We start from the raw sequence: 18,631 nt of genomic DNA, 5'->3' as shown, positions 1-18,631 counted from the left end.
TATTAAATACAATTACAGCTTGTATACATCTCTTACGCTACGCCATTGATAGTCGTTTAGCAAACGTAATAGCTTAGCTTCCATCCGACCTAAATTAGTATAATGTCGAAACTTTGATTTAACCGAGGCGTTAGCAATACGGGGTTGTTCGGGGTCTATTTCCCATGGATGAAAATAGAACATATAGGGCGTATCACTCTGGGCTAAAAAGCCATCGATACCTTTTTTACTTAACCAATAGGGCAGTAATCTAAAATAGCCTCCGCCAGCTATAGGTAGTTGTTTGCCTAACTTATTCCACACCGGCATTGGGTATTCCCAAATCCCTTCTGGTCGTTGATACGGTTTTTGTGGCCAATCAGGTGTGCCATATAAATCATGAATAACAGGGTAGGTACTAGAGCTATAAACATAGCCAGCTTGCTGTAAAGCAGCAAAAGCCCATTGATTTGTTTTACCAATGGAAAAGCTTGGCGCTCGATAACCAATCACTTCAGTGCCGATGATCGACTGCAACAACTGCTTTGCGCTGCTAATATCTTGTAGAAATTGCTCTGGTGTTTGTGATGTTGCTTTAGCATGAGAAAAACCATGACTGGCAACTTCATGGCCGGCATTATGAATGCGCTGTACCAAACTAGGATAACGCTTGGCCACCCAACCTAGAATAAAAAAAGTGGCGGTCGCATTATGATCAGAAAAATGCTGTAGTAAAATATCGGTATTGCGCTCAACTCGTTGCGGTAGCGCATCCCAATCGGCAGCATTAATCGTTTTGTCAAAAGCGGCAACGTGAAAATAATCTTCTACATCAACCGTTAATGCATTTATAGCTGGGTTGTAAACTGTCATTATAATTAACGACCCTTACCAAATAGCACTATCTCTACGGTGCGGACTAAAATCATTAAGTCGAGTAGTAAACTACGATGCTTAATATAGTATAAATCAAACTTTAACTTTTCTTGAGCATCTTCAGCCGTGGCGCCGTATGGATATTTTAATTGGGCCCAGCCAGTCAGACCAGGTTTAACATTGTGCCTTTGGCTGTAATAAGGGATACTTTTCTCCAATTCATCAACAAATTCAGGCCGCTCCGGTCTTGGGCCAACAAAACCCATTTCACCGTATAAAACATTTAATAATTGTGGCAACTCATCGATACGGTATTTGCGTAAATATCGGCCGATTTTAGTTACTCTTTCATCGTCTGGAGTAGCCCAACGGGCGCCATCTGCTTCTGCATCAGGCTTCATACTTCTAAACTTCAAAATGAAAAAAGGCTTGCCATCATAGCCAACTCTAAGTTGCCGATAAAATATTGATGCGCCTGTTTTACGGCCATCTTCTAAATAGATAACGAGTGCGGTAATTAATATTATCGGCCAGGTTACTGCTAGCAATAATACGGCAAGTATGACATTTAGTTTATAATCTAAATTAGTTTTAAATCGTTGATTTAAATCTAAACCGTTAGCGTAAATAACCCAACTAGGATAGATAAGGTTAACCGCAATTTGGCCGGTTTCTTGCTCTATAAAATCAAGGATTTCAATAACATCTATGCCGCGAGTTTTACATTTAAATAAATGCTCTACCGGCAGCATATTTCTGCGTTCATCACAGGCAATCACTAACTGATGAATATTATGCTCAATTACGAATTGATATAAATCGGTTTCATAATTAAAAGGCATAAGCTTTTCATCGTCTATACCCGCATCTTTATCGCCAGCAACGGGAGTAAAACCGACAATGTCAAAACTGCGTTTGTCTACGTTACGACGCATGCGGCGCTCAATAATAGAGGCACGCTCGCCAGCACCTAACACTAATACACGTCGCCGTCTAATCAGAGTGATATCGCTATAATGAAATATCGAGCGAAAACCACTAAGCAATAGCGTTGAAATAATGGATGCAATAAGCAAATAGCTAAAGCCGATATGTAGGAAGCTAAAAATTTGTAATACAATGAGTTCTAATAAAATCGCGTTAAACACTAAAGTAATGACAACGCGCTTTAATATACCTTTTTGCCCCTCACGCAATTTTTGATCGTATAAGCCAACGGATAACGCACACAGCATGACCGACGCGGCAAATAGAATGGCGTTAATTAATCGATTTTCAAAACTAATAGGTTTTATGGGAGCAAAGTAGAGGTTGCAAATATAACTTGCTAGCAGACTCGCTAGAATTAATAGAGCTAACTCCGCGACTAAAAAAAACTTATCTGCAATCGTATTCTGTCCGTAACGAATTGCTTTTCTCATAGTAACATCCTTGTGCGTTTTGTTTACGCTTTACCTACTTTTGCGGGGCTAAAATAAGCACACTATAAAATATAGCTTGTTTAATATACTATCTTTAAAGTATAGAACAAAAATTTAATTTTACTTTTTTACATCACAAATTTAAATTTTTCAGTTATATTAAAGTAGCATCAAGAAAAGGAAGACAATTATGCTCGTGACATCTGCTAAAGGGAAAAGCGGTTTAACACTATTAGTTTGCTTGTTTTTGTTCGGCTGCTCGACTGGGTTTTACTTACCTAAAGCGACAGTACATAACTCATTAACGACCTCCGTTGATGACTACCACTACCTAGTGGGCCCTAATGATTCGCTATCGATATTTGTGTGGCGAAATCCGGAATTATCTGGCAGCTTTATCGTTAGACCCGATGGGAAGATTTCCACTTCATTAGTAGAAGATGTTCCTGTTAGCGGAAAAACCCCCACCCAAGTTGCCAGAGATATGGAATCAATTTTAGGCAAATATATTCGTGACCCTGTCGTTACCGTTTCTGTTACTAGTTTTTTTGGCCCCTATAGTGAACAAGTTCGGGTGATAGGCGCAGCGCTTAATCCCCAAGCTATTACCTATAGAGAATATATGACGGTACTGGATTTAATGATTGCAGTTGGCGGTTTAACTGATTTCGCTAACGGTAATGGCGCCAAACTAGTCCGAGCAAAAGATGGTATGCAAGTGACTTACGACTTAAGACTAGATGACCTAATACGCGATGGTGAAATAAACGCCAACGTGGATATGCTGCCTGGTGATATTGTTATCATTCCTGAAGCGTGGTTTTAACGTGTAGTCACCATGAAAATCGAATCTATGGAGTGATCGATGAAAGAAATACAGCAGGCAATAGAGTTACTTTATACCTATTTACAGGGAGTCTGGGTTAGGCGACGTTATATTGTAATAACGGCTTGGCTATTTTGTCCCATTGGTTGGATTTACGTTTACAACATGCCACCTACCTTTGAGGCCAGTGCAAAGTTGTATGTTGAAACCAGCTCAGTTTTAGAGCCACTGTTGCGTGGTTTAACTATTAGAAAAAGTTCTGATGATGAAATAAGGTTAATAGCTCGTACCTTATTGAGTCGGCCTAATTTGGAAAAAATTGCCCGCGCGACTGATTTAGATATCGCAGCAAAAGATGATAAAGCCTTTGAAACCTTAATTGATGACTTACAAAAGCAAATTGAAATAAGCAGCGCAGGTCGAGAAAACTTGTATGTAATCGCTTATACCAATCCTAAGCCTCAGTTGGCACTTAAAGTGGTGCAAGAAATCTTAAATACGTTTATGGAAAGCCAATTAGGTTCAAGTCGGTCGGACTCGCAAGCTGCAGAGCGATTTTTAGCCAATGAAATTGCTGACTACGAACGTCGATTGGTTGCTGCTGAAATACGATTGTCTGATTTTAAAAAGAATCGAATGGGCATGCTGCCAAGTTCTGAAAGTGATTATTATGGTCAAATTAGCTCAGATAAACTGAAGCTAGAAGAAGCAAAATTAGTGCTGCGTGAGCTAGAGACGCGTTTAGCCTCAGCACAAAGCCAACTTACCGGTGAAGAGCCAGTATTTGGTGTTATGCCGTACTCAGGTGGTAGTAATGCACCAATGACGCAATTTGATGAACGGATTAATATGCTACAAACACAGCTTGATAATTTGTTAATCCGCTTTACTGAGCAACATCCTGATGTGTTGGAAGTAAAACGGCGTATTGAACAATTAGACAGCCAGCGGCAGGATGAATTAACGCAGATGGCGCAACGCTCGGCAGAAAATCCTAGCCAAAGTGCCAGCCTGAATCAAAATACTTTCTATCAAGAGCTACGCATTAGTGTATCTAGGCTATCTTCTGAAGTCGCTTCAGCAAGGGTCAGAGTGCAAGCTTATACCGACAAATTAAATGAACTAGAAAGTAAGCTTAATTTAATCCCTGAAATTGAAGCTGAATTTACCGGTTTAAACCGTGACTACGATGTTACAAAATCAAAATATGAAGCCTTATTAGCTAGACGTGAATCTGCAGAGTTATCACGCCGTGCTAGTGCTTCAGATCAAGATGTTCAGTTTAATGTTATCGAGCCGCCCCGCGTACCTTTAACCCCATCAGGGCCAAATCGTGGTCTGTTCTATACTTTAGTATTGGTTATTGGCATTTTGTTAGGTACCTTTATGGCATTTGTGCGCAGTTTAATTTCGCCAGTATTATCAAGAGCTTCACAATTAAGGAGCATCAGTGACTTCCCCGTTTTTGGCGTGGTGTCACATACCGATAAAAGAAAAATACTGAAACAAGTACGGCTACACTTTTTCTATTTTGCGTTATTAAGTGGAGGTCTACTTTTATGTTATATAGCGTTATTAAGCAATGAAGTATTATTTGGCCGCTCTGCTGAGCTATTGTTAAGGAGTATCAGATGAGCACAATAGAAAAAGCCATTGATAAAATAAAGCAACAGCAAGCAACTGCTGAGACAACAATAGAGCGAGTTCAAAGTACTGAACAAACACCGCTTGATGCAACGAGTGACACTATTGATACACCGCTAGATACAACGAGTGACACTATCGGCATCCCAGACGTTGCTAACAAAACTACTCGCATCTCGCGGACGACGATAAATATTGATTTAGCCGAATTAGAGCGGAAAAATTTTGTTTCTTTATCTAGTGAACGCCGGCTTATAAATGAAGAGTATCGTGTTATTAAGCGTAAGCTGATTAATAATGCTTTTGGTGGTTTAAGTTCAACCTTAAAGCATGCTAATTTAATTTTAGTAACCAGTTCTCGGCCAGGTGAGGGCAAAACATTTTCAGCAATAAATTTAGCCTTAAGCATTGCCTTAGAGCAAGACAAAACTGTGCTATTAGTGGACAGTGATGTGTTACGGCCAAATGTATCTAAAACGTTAGAAATTCAGCATGAAGTCGGGTTGACTGACTACTTACAATCAGATCAAGTTAAAGTCACCGATATTATTCTTAATACTAATATAGAGCGACTTAAAATTGTTACTGCTGGCTCGCCACACCATCTTTCAACAGAATTATTAGCTAGTGAGAGAATGTTGCTGTTGGTGAAAGAGTTTGCCTCACGCTATCCAGATCGATTAGTTATTTTTGATGCGCCACCTTTACTAGGAGTGAATGAAACCTCGGTAATGGCCTCTATGTGTGGTCAGGCAGTTATCGTCGTTGAAGAAAATCGATCTAAATTGGCAGAAATTGAGCAAGCGGTGAGCTTATTACCAAAAGATATTGCAATAGGATTTTTAATCAATAAAGCTCATCGTAACCAAGGAAAAGGTTATGGGTATGGTTATTACTATGGTGCTGATTAACAAGCTGGAAACAAAGCAAATAATAAAAAAAGTGTTTTGTAGCACCATTTTATTACTGCTTATGGGGCAATACGCTAATGCAGAAACTAAAGTAAAACCTAAAGTTTCCGCCAATACTTATGCCTATTGGTATCAAAATGAACAAGTGAGTCCGGGCACAGATCGCGGCCTAGCTTTATTGGTAACGCCTGAAATAACTATTACTAGGAATAGACCAAACGTAAAAAGCTCATTATTTTGGCAAGAAGAAGTGGTTTGGTATCGCGATGCGCAACGCTCACAACACAGTGCTCAAACCTACAGAGCAGAAAACGTCGTTACTGCATTTAATCAACGCGTAAGTTGGGGAGTAAATGCAGCTGGTGGCTATCGCGTTCGGGATTCAAGGCAGGGGGTTTATGCGGATATTATTACCAGTACTGGCAACCTTACTAAAACCTCAAGTTATGGTACTAATTTAAATTTTAGAACCTTAAGCGGCTCAACTACCCAAGCTAATTTATCATTAGGTTATGATGTTGATACAGCCGATGGCTCTTTTAGTGGTGAAGATGAAGGCTATACCAATAATTCATATCGAGGGGCTTTAAATTTAGGCCGTGCCCGTCGTAGCGACAGTTTTTTTTGGAACCTGACGGGTAATTATAATCAGGTTGACAGAGAGCTTTTTAATGATTTTGAATCCAGTCGAGCAAATGCGATTCTTGGTATCCCGATCTGGAGTGGTTTATCTTTTATATTGCGAAGTAGTTATGAGCAAAATCAAGGTTCAGCTAATTTTGATAATGAATTCTTCTCTTATGGGGCAGGTTTAGAATTAAAGTTAGGTCGCGTCTCGTGGGTTAACGTTACGTGGAATAAGTCTCGAATTACTAGAGAAACTGAGGATACGCTAGATTCCTCTACCCGTGATGATGACTATTTAGCCGCATCATTATATTTAGCGCCCAGTAGACGTACATCATTATCTTTTAGCTTGGACAAGCGCTACTTTGGTCGCACTATGTCTTTGCAAGGCAATTATAACTTACGCTTTATAAGTGTTCGTTTAGCTGCGACTGATTCTGTTCGAACAGAATCGCAATTAACTCAGGAATTTGAGAGCTTTGGTATATTTGTTTGTCCAGATGGCAGTTCGAGTTTGATTGACTGCTTCCGGCCGCCGTCAAGCACTTATATCCCAGGGGTAGGAGAGTCCTTTCAACTATTGGGGATCTTTAATCCCCAGTTAAGTGAACGCATAGTGTTAAGCCGTAATGTATTGCTCGGTGTAGGATACAGTAAGAATAAACTGTCATTGAATATTACCGCCAGTACCGGTGAAGATGAATACGTTGAAATAGACAGGTTAACTCGGCGTCACTCTTTGACTATACAAGCCTTATGGCAGCTTTATGCTAATCTTTCTGCCAATGTAGATATGAGTTTTTATCGCTTTAATTATACTGAGAGCAACCGCGATGATAACAATATGTCTGCTACATTTGGTTTGACTTATTTATACACCCAAAAACTTGAATTCACGGCAGATGTTCGTCATATTCGTCGTGATTCAAGCCTCGCTAATGCCGATATCAGTGAAACTCGGCTAGGTCTGGGTGTAAGTTATGCATTTTAAACTTAACTTTTAACTGCAATAGAAACTACAAAGATATTGATTTACTTATCGTTATCTTTGTAGCCATTTAGCTGCATTTGCTGGCGCTTAATTAATAAATCTAGTTCTTTTGCCATCTCTAGTTTTTGCTGTAATGCGCTATCTAAGGCCGCGCTAAGTTCATTTAAACGATCTTGATTGATTGACTCTGGCGTTGCAGCTTGCTTAGTAGATGTTAATGCAGTTTGTGTTTGGCTGGGTTGTTGGTTAGCAATTTCTTGATTTATCTCATTTAATACCGTTTGAACATTACTAACATTAATGGTTGGACATTCTTCTAAATAACCAAAGAGTAATACTCTATCCATTACGGCATTTATTTTTCGTGGGATCCCCCTGCTGTGTTGTTGAATAAGCGCGTAGCAATCAGTATCGATAATATCCTCGGTACCGCCGGCATGTATAAGCCGATATTGTATATAAGCAATAGTATCTTCCAGTGCAAAGGCTGACAAATTGGAAGAGGCGATAATACGTTGTCTAAACTGCTCCATATTCGGGTTTTGAATGATCGCATTCATTTCATTCTGACCGAGTAAAAAGCTTTGAATTAGCGGTTTACCTTCGATCTGGAAATTTGACAACATGCGTAGTTCTTCAATTGAATCTAAGGGTAAGTTTTGCGCTTCATCCACTAATAGTAAAGCGCGACGATGCTGAGCATGTAAGCGTTTTAAATAAGCATAAATAGCGTCTATATAACTGGCTTTAGTTTGTTCCGTTACCACAAGATTAAAGCTAGATGCGATCATCCGAATAAGATCGTCTGGTTCTAGTTTTGAGGTGACTATTTGTTTGGCGACAATTTCATCTTGATTTAATTGGCTAAGCAACTGATTGGCAATAGTTGTTTTGCCAGTACCTACATCACCGGTAATCACTATAAAGCCTTCGCCTTGGCTTAAACCGTATTGTAAATAGGCGAGGGCGCGTTTGTGTAACTTGCTGGCATAAAACCAATGCTGATTAGGTGTAAGCTGAAATGGGCGTTCCTTTAGCCCGTAGTACTTTTCGTACATAATTTTCTTCCTTAATTATCCAGCGGTCATACACTAATAACAATACTTAAAAAACAGTATTAGCGTCTAAATAGAGTTTAGAAGACTACAAAGTATAGCACTACGATAAAGAGCTAACTTTAATCACCTATAAAGTTTAACACTTAGCCAAGCGTAAACCAGATTAAATAGGGTCTAAATGGCAAAGTTGTCTATTGTTTTTGCTGATAATTTGCACTTTGCGTTTAAAAAACATCCGAACGATAGTAACTACAGAAAAAACTATTGACACATTCTGAGTGGCACCCTAGAATGCGCACCGTGTTCTGCAGTAACAGCGTTTGTTTAAACGTTGCTCTATAGGATGCTAAAAGTGCGGGGCTATAGCTCAGCTGGGAGAGCGCTTGCATGGCATGCAAGAGGTCAGCGGTTCGATCCCGCTTAGCTCCACCAAGATTTTTACAGTGCGTCCCCTTCGTCTAGAGGCCTAGGACACCGCCCTTTCACGGCGGTAACAGGGGTTCGAATCCCCTAGGGGACGCCAAAAATCTTAACACTTTTATGTAACAATGAATAATTATGCGTCCCCTTCGTCTAGAGGCCTAGGACACCGCCCTTTCACGGCGGTAACAGGGGTTCGAATCCCCTAGGGGACGCCAGTTATTCAACAATGCTAGTTTTAAATATTTGTAATATTTACTGTTACTATGTCCCCTTCGTCTAGAGGCCTAGGACACCGCCCTTTCACGGCGGTAACAGGGGTTCGAATCCCCTAGGGGACGCCATTTGGTGTCAATAATATCTGGTGTCAATGCCATCCGGTATCAAAAAAGTATTTAACAGTCCATCGTTGCATATCATCATTATCTATATCATCATTCACCTTAAATAATTTTATAACTCATCAATTAATTTTTTCATTATTAAACTAATTTCTGGCTGTGCCTTAGCATTAGGATGAATTCCATCTGCCAGCATTAAGCTGCTATCAGTCGCAATTTGCTCCATAAAAAATGGCCACAGCATTATTTTATTCTGCTGAGCTAACTCCGTATAAATATTCGCAAATTCTTTGCCATAACGTGGTCCATAATTGGGTGGAATCCGTATTTGCATTAATATGGGCTGCGCTTTATGCTGCTGTATTAGGCTAATGATCTGATTTAAGTTGTTTTTAATCGGTGGCAAAGGAAAACCTCTTAAACCGTCATTACCACCCAGTTCTATTAATACGACATCGGGTTGGTGTTGTTGCAATAATGCGGGTAAACGTGCGGCGGCGCCTGCAGTTGTTTCACCACTGATACTGGCATTGATTAATTGCCACTTTGAATTTTGTTGTAATAGGTGCGGCCAGCCTTGTTCATAGTTCATGCCATAAGCGGCACTAAGGCTATCACCTAAAATAAGTAGCTTTTGGGCTAAGACTATCTGGCTAAAAACAATAAGGAATAATAAAAACACTATGCGCATAACTTTATCACCTGATGAGCAAATTAAAGCGGTTAACTTAACGAAAACGGTGACCACTAATAGCGGTAACTTGACTATCCTGCACGATATTAGCTTAACGATCAATGAAGGAGAGACCATTGCAATTGTTGGAGCGTCCGGATCGGGCAAGTCAACGTTACTTAGTTTATTAGCCGGATTAGACAGTGCTACCTCTGGTGAAATCTATTTAGCGGGCCACGCATTACATCAACTGTCAGATGATAAACGGGCTGCTCTTCGGGCAAAAAGTGTCGGTTTTGTGTTTCAGTCTTTTTTGCTTCTGCCTAGTTTAACTGCTTTAGAGAATGTTACTTTACCTGCAGAGCTAGCTGGGGATAAACAAGCTAAGCAACGTGGCTTAGCTTTATTAGAGCAAGTAGGCTTATCCGATCGAGCTGATTTTTTTCCTGCCCAGTTATCGGGTGGTGAGCAACAACGCGTAGCTATTGCTCGGGCATTTATTACTCAGCCAGCGGTATTGTTCGCCGATGAGCCCTCGGCAAATTTAGATGCAGTAACGGGAGGCAAAGTTGAGCAGTTATTGTTCGATCTAAATGCTAAACACGGCACGACCTTAGTTTTAGTTACTCATGATGCCGCTATCGCTGCACGTTGTCAGCGTCAATATCAGCTGCAAGCTGGGCGTATAGCCCAAACTGAAGTGAGACAACTACATGTGGGCTAGTATTGCATGGCGTTTATTTTGGCGAGAGCTAAAACAAGGTGAGCTTTGGGTTATTGCATTTTCATTGTTTTTAGCGGTGTTTTCGGTTGTCAGTCTAAGCGGAATTACCCAAGGTGTTAAAACGGCTTTAGAACAACGCAGCGCTCAATTTATTGCGGCGGATAAAGTCTTACGTTCAAGTTTACCTTTTAATACCGACATTATTAATCATGCCAAGTCGGCTGGTTTAGCAACGGCCAAGCAAATGCAGTTTGATTCTATGGTTTTTGCTGGCGATGCTATGCAATTAGTGACGGTTAAAGCAGTAAGTGATGCTTACCCCCTAAGAGGAGAGTTGCTGCTTAACCGCGATATCAGTGCTGTATTACCTCCTGAACAGGCAAGACCTTTACAACAGGTATGGCTTGAACCCCGCTTATTTGAGCTATTAAATATCAAATTAGGCGATCAAATAGAATTAGGTGCAGCAGAATTTCTCGTCGCAGGTATTATTCAAAGTGAACCAGATGCACCATTAAGTGTCTTTAGCGCGGCCCCTCGATTATTAATGAATATAGCAGATATACCGGCAACACAAATTGTCCAACCGGGAAGTCGAATTACTTATCGCTACTTATTTTCCGGCAAAAATAATGATTTAAACAATTTTGAACGCGACATTACGGCTAATTTATCAGTCCATGATAAATGGCAAGATATGGATCAAGAGTCTGCACTGGGTAGTGCGTTAACACGAGCAGAACGCTTCTTATTGTTAGCGGGCTTATTAGGTATCGTATTAGCGGCCTGTGCGTCAGCTGTAGCAGCCAATCGTTATAGCCAGCGCCATATTCAATCAGTTGCGGTGTTTAAAGCTCTAGGCGCCAGTACACGCCAAGTTAGATTGATCTATGGAAGCCATTTAGCCTTAGTTACTCTTTTTAGTTTAGTTATAGGTTTAATGGCAGGGCAAATTGCGATAACGATTGCTCAATGGGGGATCCAGTTTTATTTTGCTGATTTCGCGGCTGAGCTAAGTATTAGACCGTTAGCCTTAGGGGCTGTGACCTGTATTATTTGTGCGTTATTATTTGCTGGCCGGCCATTATGGTTACTATCAAATACAGCTGCCATGGTGGTATTAAAGCGGCCATCGGGTCTAGGATTTCGCATTGACCTGCTGCAGTTCCTCAGTGGTGGCTTAGCCATATTTTTATTAATGTGGTTATTTAGTGCCGAGCTAGTGTTAAGTGTGGGCTTATTTGTACTTTGTTTATTGTTTGCGGTGGTATTATTAGCTTGTGCAGCGGCAATTGTCCGCTTAGCAAAGCCTATGGCAGCAGGGCAGAATAGTGCACGGCGTTTAGCATTAGCTAACTTACGCCGCCGGTTGTGGGCCAATAGCTTTCAATTAATTACCTTTAGTTTAGCCATCTTTTTATTTTTACTATTATACTTTTTACGCACTGAGCTGATGGACCAATGGCAAAAACAAGTTCCTGACGGTGCACCTAATCATTTTTTAGTCAATATAACCCCGTCACAACAGACCGAACTAGTGACGTTTGCTCAAGAGCATGATTTAACTTTAGATGCTTTTTATCCAGTAGTACGCGGGCGATTAACTGCGGTGAATGAGCAAGTTGTTACCGCACCTGCTAGTAAAGAAGCAACCACAGAACAACGCGTAGGCGTTGGCCGTGAACTTAACCTTACTTGGTTGACTGAATTGCCAAGCAATAACGACTTAATGGCAGGGCAGTGGTTTAGTGCCGCCAGTATTGCTGAAGTTTCGATTGAATCCCAACTTGCCGAGCGATTATCGCTGCAATTAGACGATAAATTAACTTTCTCGATTGGCGGTCAGCAGGTTAATGCTGTGGTAACGAGTATTCGTAGTGTAGATTGGAATAGTTTACAGCCTAATTTCTATATGATTTTAAGCCCAGATCTATTAGCTGACTTTCCCTCTACTGCCATTACTGCGTTTTATTTAGCGCCGGATAAGCAATTGTTGTTAAATCAATTAGCCCGATTAATGCCAACGGTTACCGTTATAAGTGTCGATAATATTATTAAGCAAGTACAAGCTATTATCAGCCAAGTTAGCTTAGCGTTAAGCTTTATTTTAGTCATAATTGCCCTTGCTGCGGCATTAGTTTTAATTGCTCAAATACAAGCCACATTAGAGCAACGAGAGCAAGAGTTAGCAATTTTACGCACTTTGGGTGCGCAGTATGCTTTTTTACGCAATGCACTGTTATTAGAATTCGCGTTATTAGGTGGATTAGCCGGTGGTTTTGCAACGGTATTAGCAGAGCTAATGTTGTTTATATTACAAAAAAGAGTATTTGATTTACCGTTCCAGCCGCACTGGCAGTTATGGTGGCTAGGGCCAACAGTTGGTGTGATAGTTGTAACTGTTTTAGGCTGGTGGCAGCTTAAACGCTTATTGCATATACCTAGTGCCCAGTTAGTGCGTAGAGTACTAACTGGCTAAGGTTGCAGTTAAAGCATCAGCTAATTGGGGATAAGTAAAATTAAAATTAGCTGCAGTTAGCCGAACTGGCACCACACGCTGACTGTTTAATAATAAGTCTGCCATTTCGCCCAAAAGTAAACGTAATAAAGAGCTAGGTAAGGGCAGTAAAGCAGGACGATGTAGGGTTGCTGCTAACTGCTTGGTAAACTCAGTATTAGTGACAGGGTGTGGTGCAGTAGCGTTAAAAGCCCCTTGTAAAGTAGGATGCAGTAGTAAAAAGTCTATTATCCGAACCATATCATTTAAATGGATCCAGGCCATATATTGCCGACCATTGCCTAACTTACCGCCTAAACCGAGTTTAAAGGGCAATAACATGCGTTGCAAAGCCCCGCCATGCTTAGCGAGTACTATACCAGTGCGCAGCAAGCAAACACGCGTGTAAGTTGAAGAGGCTTGCAGCGCAATTTGTTCCCAGCGTTGGCAAAGTGTATGGCTAAAATCAGCATGTAGGTGTGAGTAATCTTCGTCAATAATCTGCTGTTGTTGCGCACCGTAATAGCCAATTGCTGAGCCACTTATCAACACTTTAGGTGCAGTTTCAGCCGAAGCTATGGCTTGATAAAGTTGTTCGGTAAGTTGCCAGCGGCTTTGGCATAACAGCTGTTTTTGTTTATCCGACCAACGCCGACCAAAAATGGGCTCGCCAGCGAGATTAACCACAGCATCAACAGTATTGAAATCAACTTGGTTTAAATCGGTAACCGCAGTTATACCCTGTGCGGTAAGTTGTTTAGCTTTAGCCTCACTACGGGTTAGGGCAATAAGTTGATGTTGTGACTGCCAAAACTGGATTAATGCCGTGCCAATTAAGCCAGTGGCACCAGTAATAAGTATTTTCATCTAAGGCTCGATAATGTTTTAGTAACTAATAATAAGACTTTTAAAAAAGTAGCTATTAATTCCGCTATTAAAAGTCGCTATTCAAAAAGACTATGTAAGTTACTAACAGTATAGAGGCTATTTTGCTAACGAGAGGGTTAACGACACTGAATCAGCAAAACGTAAAGCATAAGGTTTATCTACTTCAACTTGTGCAAAACTAACGCTAGCATGCTCTGAGACGATACCAAGTACATCTGCGGTAAGCTTTTCCAGTAATGAAAAGCGTTGCTGTTCAACTAAGGTAATGATTTTTTTAGTAATAGTGCGATAATTCACAGCATTGTTCATATCATCTGTAGAAACGGCATCTTGGGCGCAATAATGAATTTGCGCATTAATTATAATATCTTGTTTATTATTAACTTCGTCTTCATTGATGCCGATATATGTGCGTAAGCGCAGGTTTTTTATTTTTATTATGGCTTTGTTATCTAGTTGCATTCTTCACACTTCCTTAATGTTACAACGGCTGTTAACGTTTTAAAGTTTAATTAGCTTTAGCTTAGTCTGGAAATACAATCGAAAATCGAGCGCCACCATAGGGGCTAGTGTCTAAAGATAGTTTTCCAGAATAGGATTCAACTAACTCAGCTACTATGGCTAAACCTACTCCGTGCCCTTCACTATAGGTATCTAAGCGTGAACCTCTTTGAAATAGCTGATGATGCTTATCACTAGGGATACCTGGGCCATCGTCTTCAACTGAAATGGTTAAAGGGTGCATAATAATGCTTACTGAGACTAAACTTTTGCAAGCTTTACTGGCGTTATCGAGTAAGTTGCCTAAAATCTCCATTAAATCTGTTTCATCGCCTTTAAAAACATCATTGTCCTGACACTCAATGTTTATTATTAGATCTTTATCTCGATAGATTTTTTCTAGCGCAGAAACTAACTTTTGCAGTAACGGTTTAATTAATATCTGTTTTTTCCAAACATCTTGGCCAGAGCTACTAGCACGTTTAAGTTGATGTTCAATCATACTGGTAATACGATCTAATTGATCTTGCAATTCAGGTTGTTGGCTTAATACTGATGTTTGTAAAACGGCTACAGGGGTTTTAAGCGAGTGAGCCAAATCGCTTAAGTGATGCCGGTAACGTTGTTTTTGTCTATTTTGATTGGCTAATAATAAATTAAGATCTTCTTTGATAACTTCTAACTCGGCTGGATAGCGGCCATTTAATTGATCTTGGCTACCACTTTCAACCCGACGTATTTCATTATCCAAACGGGATAGGGGTTTAGTAGTCCAATAATAGGCCAGTAACATCAGTAATAGCAGAACAATGGCTATACCAATAAACCAACGGGCGAGCGTAGTTCTAAAGCTGATGTGTGGCGCGCTAAGGCGCTGATCTGTTTGCACAACATGCACAGTTAAGGGATGAGTGCTTTCTTCAGAATCGAATAGTAACGCGATAGATAAAACCCAAAACTCTTCATTATGTTGCTCAACTTCAGCAAATAAATGCTCTCCAGGCGGAAGCGAATTGTTAGGCGGGATAAAGTGTTGATTTAATGAAGAGTCAGACTGCCAAACTAATTGGCTTTCATCGGTAATATAAGCACTTAAACCGGAATCAGGTCTATAGAAGTCAGGTGCTAACGAGCTGCCTGCAACTTCTATTTTACCATCAATGATATTAATTTCTGATAAAATAGCATACATGTTAACTTCTAACTTTTGCTCAGCATTGGTTAGAAGTTGGGTATAAAAAGCTTGGTCAATAGCCAAAAATGAACTCGGCAGTAGCAACAGCATCAGTAAGATGCTGATAAATAACTGCCGAAACTTTAACGATAGTGGCATATTAAGCTACGGCTAATGTAAAGCGATAACCGCGACCACGCAAGGTTTCAATCGGTTTTATATCGCCTTCAGGATCAAGCTTTTTACGTAAACGTAATACAAATACTTCAATCACATTACTATCTAAATCAAAGTCTTGATCATAAATATGCTCGGTTAATTCGGTTTTAGAAATAACCTTATTCGGATTAAGCATAAAGTATTCAAGCACTTTATACTCATAGGCGGTTAAACTGACTTCATCGTCATGTAACCATACTTGTTGGGTCCGGCTATTAAGTGCTATAGCACCTGCAGATAACGTTGGCTCAGGTTGACCTGCTGCTCGTCTAATTAATGCATTACAACGGGCCATCAACTCTTCAGTATGAAATGGCTTAGTCAGGTAGTCATCAGCACCGGCATCTAGGCCTTCAACTTTTTCTTGCCAACTGCCACGAGCAGTAAGAATGATAATGGGCGTTTTTAATGATTCTTGCCTTGCTTTGCGTATTAAGGCTAAACCATCTAATTTTGGTAAACCAATATCAATGACAGCAAGATCATAAGGATATTCTGATAATTTAAACCAACCTTCCTCGCCATCTGCAGCAATGTCGACACTAAATTGTTGCTGTTGTAATTGTTGTTTTATTTGCTGGGCTAATAAATTTTCATCTTCCACAACCAATACACGCATTAATTTCCATCCTTATGCACTTGACCGGTTTGGTTATCTACCAATACCGTAATGACTCGTCCGTCACGTTGTAAAACTCTGATCCGATAATAGCGCTTATCAGTTCTTAGCTTCATTATTTTGCCTTGATATTGCTGCTGAACTAAAGCAACAGCTTGTTCTTTACTAACCAAAACTTTATTAACAGGAGTCGTAGCTCCTACTAAAGGTGTGAGTAGTAGGGTGATCGACAACAGCATTATTCTTATACCAATCATTACACTCTCCTAAGTCTAACCGTACTTTACCGAACAATTATAACGACAGCAATCATCAACACAGCGATAAAGAAGATGAAGGCACTGTAAAATACTGTTTTTAAAATATTTAAAGCTAGCATAGTGATATCAGCATTAATTAAGGCTGAATATTTTAATATATTTAGTCGTTAAAAGGTTGCAAAATATTTGCATAAGTTAAAAAGTTGTCTATTTTATAAGTGGTGGCGTTAACAGTGAGCAGTTAATATAAAGCTTAATAGCGTATTTAGTCGCCTACAGCAGTTGTTGGCTGTAACAATAAAAAACCTAATTAATATTTAAACGTTAAAGGATTAAACAATGAAAAACTTCATAATTGCAATTACATTAACGCTACTGACACTCATGGCATCAACCAGTTTCGCCAATACTAAAGCGGCTAATGAGCTAACTAAAGCCAGTAGCACTGAACATAGCATGCAAAAATTAAATATTAACAATGCAAATTTACAACAACTTGAAGCTTTACCTGGTTTAGGTAAAAGCAAAGCTCAAGCTATTTTAGATTATATTGCCAAAAATGGTGCGATAAAAAATAGTAATGATCTGACTAATGTTAAAGGCATAGGGACTAAACTAGCCGCTAAAATAAGCCCGTACTTGAGCTATAATTAAAACGAAAGCTCTGGTTAGTCAGCCAGAGCTTTCATTTGTTCATTAGCCCATTGCACGGCGGTATGATAGGCATCAGGCACTTTATCTTTTGCTAACTTTAACTTATCAATTATTGCATTAGCATCTTGCCACTGTGCTGTTTCATATAATTCAATAAGTGTAATGAAATCGGCTAAAACACCGGTTTTGTCTATTAAGGCTTGTTTAATATCTGTGGCTAACGGTAGCTTCGCCATTACCGACTCAATTGGCTCATTTAAAATAGCATCCATCAATGACATAAGGCCGGTTAAGAAGGCTTTAGAAGTGTCAGTTCTGCCTTGAATAGTGGCTAACTCTTCAGCAAAACGGGCTCGAGTCATAGACATGCGCATAAGTTCAGCCGGTTTATCGCTACTTATTTGAGAAGTGAATAATAACGAGAGAAACTTTTTAAGCTCAGCTTGACCTAGGGCCACTAAGGCATGTTTGATGGTTTCTACTTCAGCGCGACGTTTAAAAATTGCTGAGTTACTATAACGTAATAGTTTATAAGACAGATTAACATCACGTTCAAACACTTGAGTTATTTTACGCAGATCAATATCTGGCCTAGAGGTTTCATATAAAAGCTCAACTAAAGTAATTTGTGCTGGTGATAAGGCTTTAGCTTGTAGCATTTCTGGTTTGGCAAAAAAGTAGCCTTGAAAGTAACTAAAGCCCATTTCCATAGCCATAGTATACTCTTCGTTGGTTTCTACTTTTTCTGCCAACAACTTAATATTAGGGAAATCTTTAATCGCTTGCTGCACTTCATTAATTGTCTCTATGGACGTTGTACGTAAGTCGATTTTTATAATGTCGATATAAGGATAAAAGTGCCGCCAAACCGGTTTATGAATATAATCATCTAATGCAATAGTAAAACCTTTCTCTTTTAACTCGACGCACTCTGCTAATAAACGCTTACTTGGTTGTACGGTTTCAAGTATTTCGATTACAACCTGTTCTTTAGGCAACATACTGGGAAACTTTTTCAGCAAGGTCGGTAGGGTAAAGTTAATAAAGCCTAATTTATCGTCAAGAAAATCGTCTAAACCAAAGCTAAATTGACTACCTTCAATAATGCGAGATGTTGCTTCAGTACCATCTATATTAGGAAAAGCATTAGTTACGCCATCACGAAATAACAACTCATAAGCAAAAAGTTGCTTATCTCGGTTCAGAATAGGTTGGCGTGCGGCATAAAAATACATAGGCAATTGTTCTCTAAATAAAGCAGCAAAGCAGAATATAACTAAAATTGATATAGTTAGGTAGTTTTAAAACATACCTAACTATAATTGTTT

Annotated in this window: 17 protein-coding genes and 4 tRNA genes; 11 read left to right on the top strand and 10 right to left on the bottom strand. The window is 39.7% G+C overall.

The window, feature by feature from the left end:
* Positions 1-12: 12 nt before the first annotated feature.
* Together BI198_RS10605 and BI198_RS10600 are read right to left on the bottom strand one after the other, a co-directional pair.
* Positions 13-852: an XrtA system polysaccharide deacetylase gene (locus BI198_RS10605; protein ID WP_070049534.1), complete on the bottom strand. Its 840-nt coding sequence runs from the start codon at positions 850-852 to the stop codon at positions 13-15.
* A 5-nt stretch (positions 853-857) separates the two neighbouring features.
* Positions 858-2,276, bottom strand: a complete 1,419-nt coding sequence (locus BI198_RS10600; RefSeq protein WP_070049533.1) for a TIGR03013 family XrtA/PEP-CTERM system glycosyltransferase — start codon at positions 2,274-2,276, stop codon at positions 858-860.
* A 190-nt stretch (positions 2,277-2,466) separates the two neighbouring features.
* On the opposite strand from BI198_RS10600, the gene BI198_RS10595 reads away from it, so the two are divergent.
* From BI198_RS10595 to BI198_RS10580, 4 genes are read left to right on the top strand one after another with little or no spacing between them, the layout of a single operon-like run.
* Positions 2,467-3,102: an XrtA/PEP-CTERM system exopolysaccharide export protein gene (locus BI198_RS10595; protein ID WP_070049532.1), complete on the top strand. Its 636-nt coding sequence runs from the start codon at positions 2,467-2,469 to the stop codon at positions 3,100-3,102.
* A 39-nt stretch (positions 3,103-3,141) separates the two neighbouring features.
* Positions 3,142-4,737: an XrtA system polysaccharide chain length determinant gene (locus BI198_RS10590; RefSeq protein WP_070049531.1), complete on the top strand. Its 1,596-nt coding sequence runs from the start codon at positions 3,142-3,144 to the stop codon at positions 4,735-4,737.
* Positions 4,734-5,657: an XrtA-associated tyrosine autokinase gene (locus tag BI198_RS10585; protein WP_070049530.1), complete on the top strand. Its 924-nt coding sequence runs from the start codon at positions 4,734-4,736 to the stop codon at positions 5,655-5,657. The genes BI198_RS10590 and BI198_RS10585 overlap by 4 nt, the downstream gene beginning before the upstream one ends.
* Positions 5,626-7,275, top strand: coding sequence for an outer membrane beta-barrel protein (locus tag BI198_RS10580; protein WP_070049529.1), 1,650 nt, complete (start codon positions 5,626-5,628; stop codon positions 7,273-7,275). Before BI198_RS10585 ends, BI198_RS10580 begins: the two co-directional genes overlap by 32 nt.
* 41 nt (positions 7,276-7,316) lie before the next feature.
* On the opposite strand, the gene BI198_RS10575 is transcribed toward BI198_RS10580, so the two are convergent.
* Entirely contained in the window at positions 7,317-8,333 is a 1,017-nt protein-coding gene (locus BI198_RS10575; RefSeq protein ID WP_070049528.1) for an ExeA family protein, read from the bottom strand.
* Between the two features lie 356 nt (positions 8,334-8,689).
* On the opposite strand from BI198_RS10575, the gene BI198_RS10570 reads away from it, so the two are divergent.
* From BI198_RS10570 to BI198_RS10555, 4 genes are all read left to right on the top strand, one after another.
* Positions 8,690-8,765 (top strand) — tRNA-Ala (locus BI198_RS10570).
* Positions 8,766-8,780: 15 nt separating this feature from the next.
* Positions 8,781-8,856, top strand: a tRNA-Glu gene (locus BI198_RS10565).
* 39 nt (positions 8,857-8,895) lie between these two features.
* A tRNA-Glu gene (locus BI198_RS10560) sits at positions 8,896-8,971 on the top strand.
* A 50-nt stretch (positions 8,972-9,021) separates the two neighbouring features.
* Positions 9,022-9,097 (top strand) — tRNA-Glu (locus BI198_RS10555).
* Positions 9,098-9,206: 109 nt separating this feature from the next.
* On the opposite strand, the gene BI198_RS10550 is transcribed toward BI198_RS10555, so the two are convergent.
* Positions 9,207-9,785, bottom strand: coding sequence for an arylesterase (locus BI198_RS10550; protein WP_070049527.1), 579 nt, complete (start codon positions 9,783-9,785; stop codon positions 9,207-9,209).
* Here BI198_RS10550 and BI198_RS10545 point away from each other — a divergent pair.
* Both BI198_RS10545 and BI198_RS10540 read left to right on the top strand, forming a co-directional pair.
* Complete coding sequence (locus BI198_RS10545) at positions 9,778-10,491, top strand: ABC transporter ATP-binding protein (protein WP_070049526.1); 714 nt, start codon at positions 9,778-9,780, stop codon at positions 10,489-10,491. The genes BI198_RS10550 and BI198_RS10545 overlap by 8 nt on opposite strands.
* Positions 10,481-12,970, top strand: a complete 2,490-nt coding sequence (locus BI198_RS10540; protein ID WP_070049525.1) for an ABC transporter permease — start codon at positions 10,481-10,483, stop codon at positions 12,968-12,970. The genes BI198_RS10545 and BI198_RS10540 overlap by 11 nt, the downstream gene beginning before the upstream one ends.
* Here the strand turns inward: BI198_RS10540 and BI198_RS10535 are convergent.
* The 5 genes from BI198_RS10535 to BI198_RS10515 form a co-directional block, all read right to left on the bottom strand.
* On the bottom strand, positions 12,959-13,855 hold the full coding sequence (locus BI198_RS10535) for a TIGR01777 family oxidoreductase (RefSeq protein WP_070049524.1): 897 nt from the start codon (positions 13,853-13,855) through the stop codon (positions 12,959-12,961). The two genes, BI198_RS10540 and BI198_RS10535, sit on opposite strands and share 12 nt — an antisense overlap.
* 117 nt (positions 13,856-13,972) lie before the next feature.
* A complete protein-coding gene (gene folX, locus BI198_RS10530; protein ID WP_070049523.1) occupies positions 13,973-14,338 on the bottom strand; it encodes a dihydroneopterin triphosphate 2'-epimerase in 366 nt (121 codons plus the stop codon).
* 61 nt (positions 14,339-14,399) lie between these two features.
* Complete coding sequence (locus BI198_RS10525; protein ID WP_070049522.1) at positions 14,400-15,710, bottom strand: ATP-binding protein; 1,311 nt, start codon at positions 15,708-15,710, stop codon at positions 14,400-14,402.
* A gap of 1 nt (position 15,711) precedes the next feature.
* The gene (locus BI198_RS10520) at positions 15,712-16,389 is read right to left on the bottom strand and encodes a response regulator transcription factor (RefSeq protein ID WP_070049521.1); all 678 of its coding nucleotides are present in this window, start codon (positions 16,387-16,389) and stop codon (positions 15,712-15,714) included.
* Complete coding sequence (locus BI198_RS10515; RefSeq protein WP_070049520.1) at positions 16,389-16,646, bottom strand: PepSY domain-containing protein; 258 nt, start codon at positions 16,644-16,646, stop codon at positions 16,389-16,391. The genes BI198_RS10520 and BI198_RS10515 overlap by 1 nt, the downstream gene beginning before the upstream one ends.
* Positions 16,647-16,988: 342 nt before the next feature.
* Between BI198_RS10515 and BI198_RS10510 the strand changes: the two genes are divergently transcribed.
* On the top strand, positions 16,989-17,303 hold the full coding sequence (locus BI198_RS10510; RefSeq protein WP_070049519.1) for a ComEA family DNA-binding protein: 315 nt from the start codon (positions 16,989-16,991) through the stop codon (positions 17,301-17,303).
* Positions 17,304-17,317: 14 nt separating this feature from the next.
* On the opposite strand, the gene BI198_RS10505 is transcribed toward BI198_RS10510, so the two are convergent.
* Positions 17,318-18,538 carry an EAL and HDOD domain-containing protein gene (locus tag BI198_RS10505; RefSeq protein ID WP_070049518.1) on the bottom strand — a complete coding sequence of 407 codons (1,221 nt, stop codon included), beginning with the start codon at positions 18,536-18,538 and terminating at the stop codon, positions 17,318-17,320.
* Positions 18,539-18,631 lie beyond the last annotated feature (93 nt).

Source organism: Rheinheimera salexigens, assembly GCF_001752395.1.
Taxonomy (GTDB): Bacteria; Pseudomonadota; Gammaproteobacteria; order Enterobacterales; family Alteromonadaceae; genus Alishewanella; species Alishewanella salexigens.
This window is presented reverse-complemented; position numbering and strand designations above follow the sequence as displayed.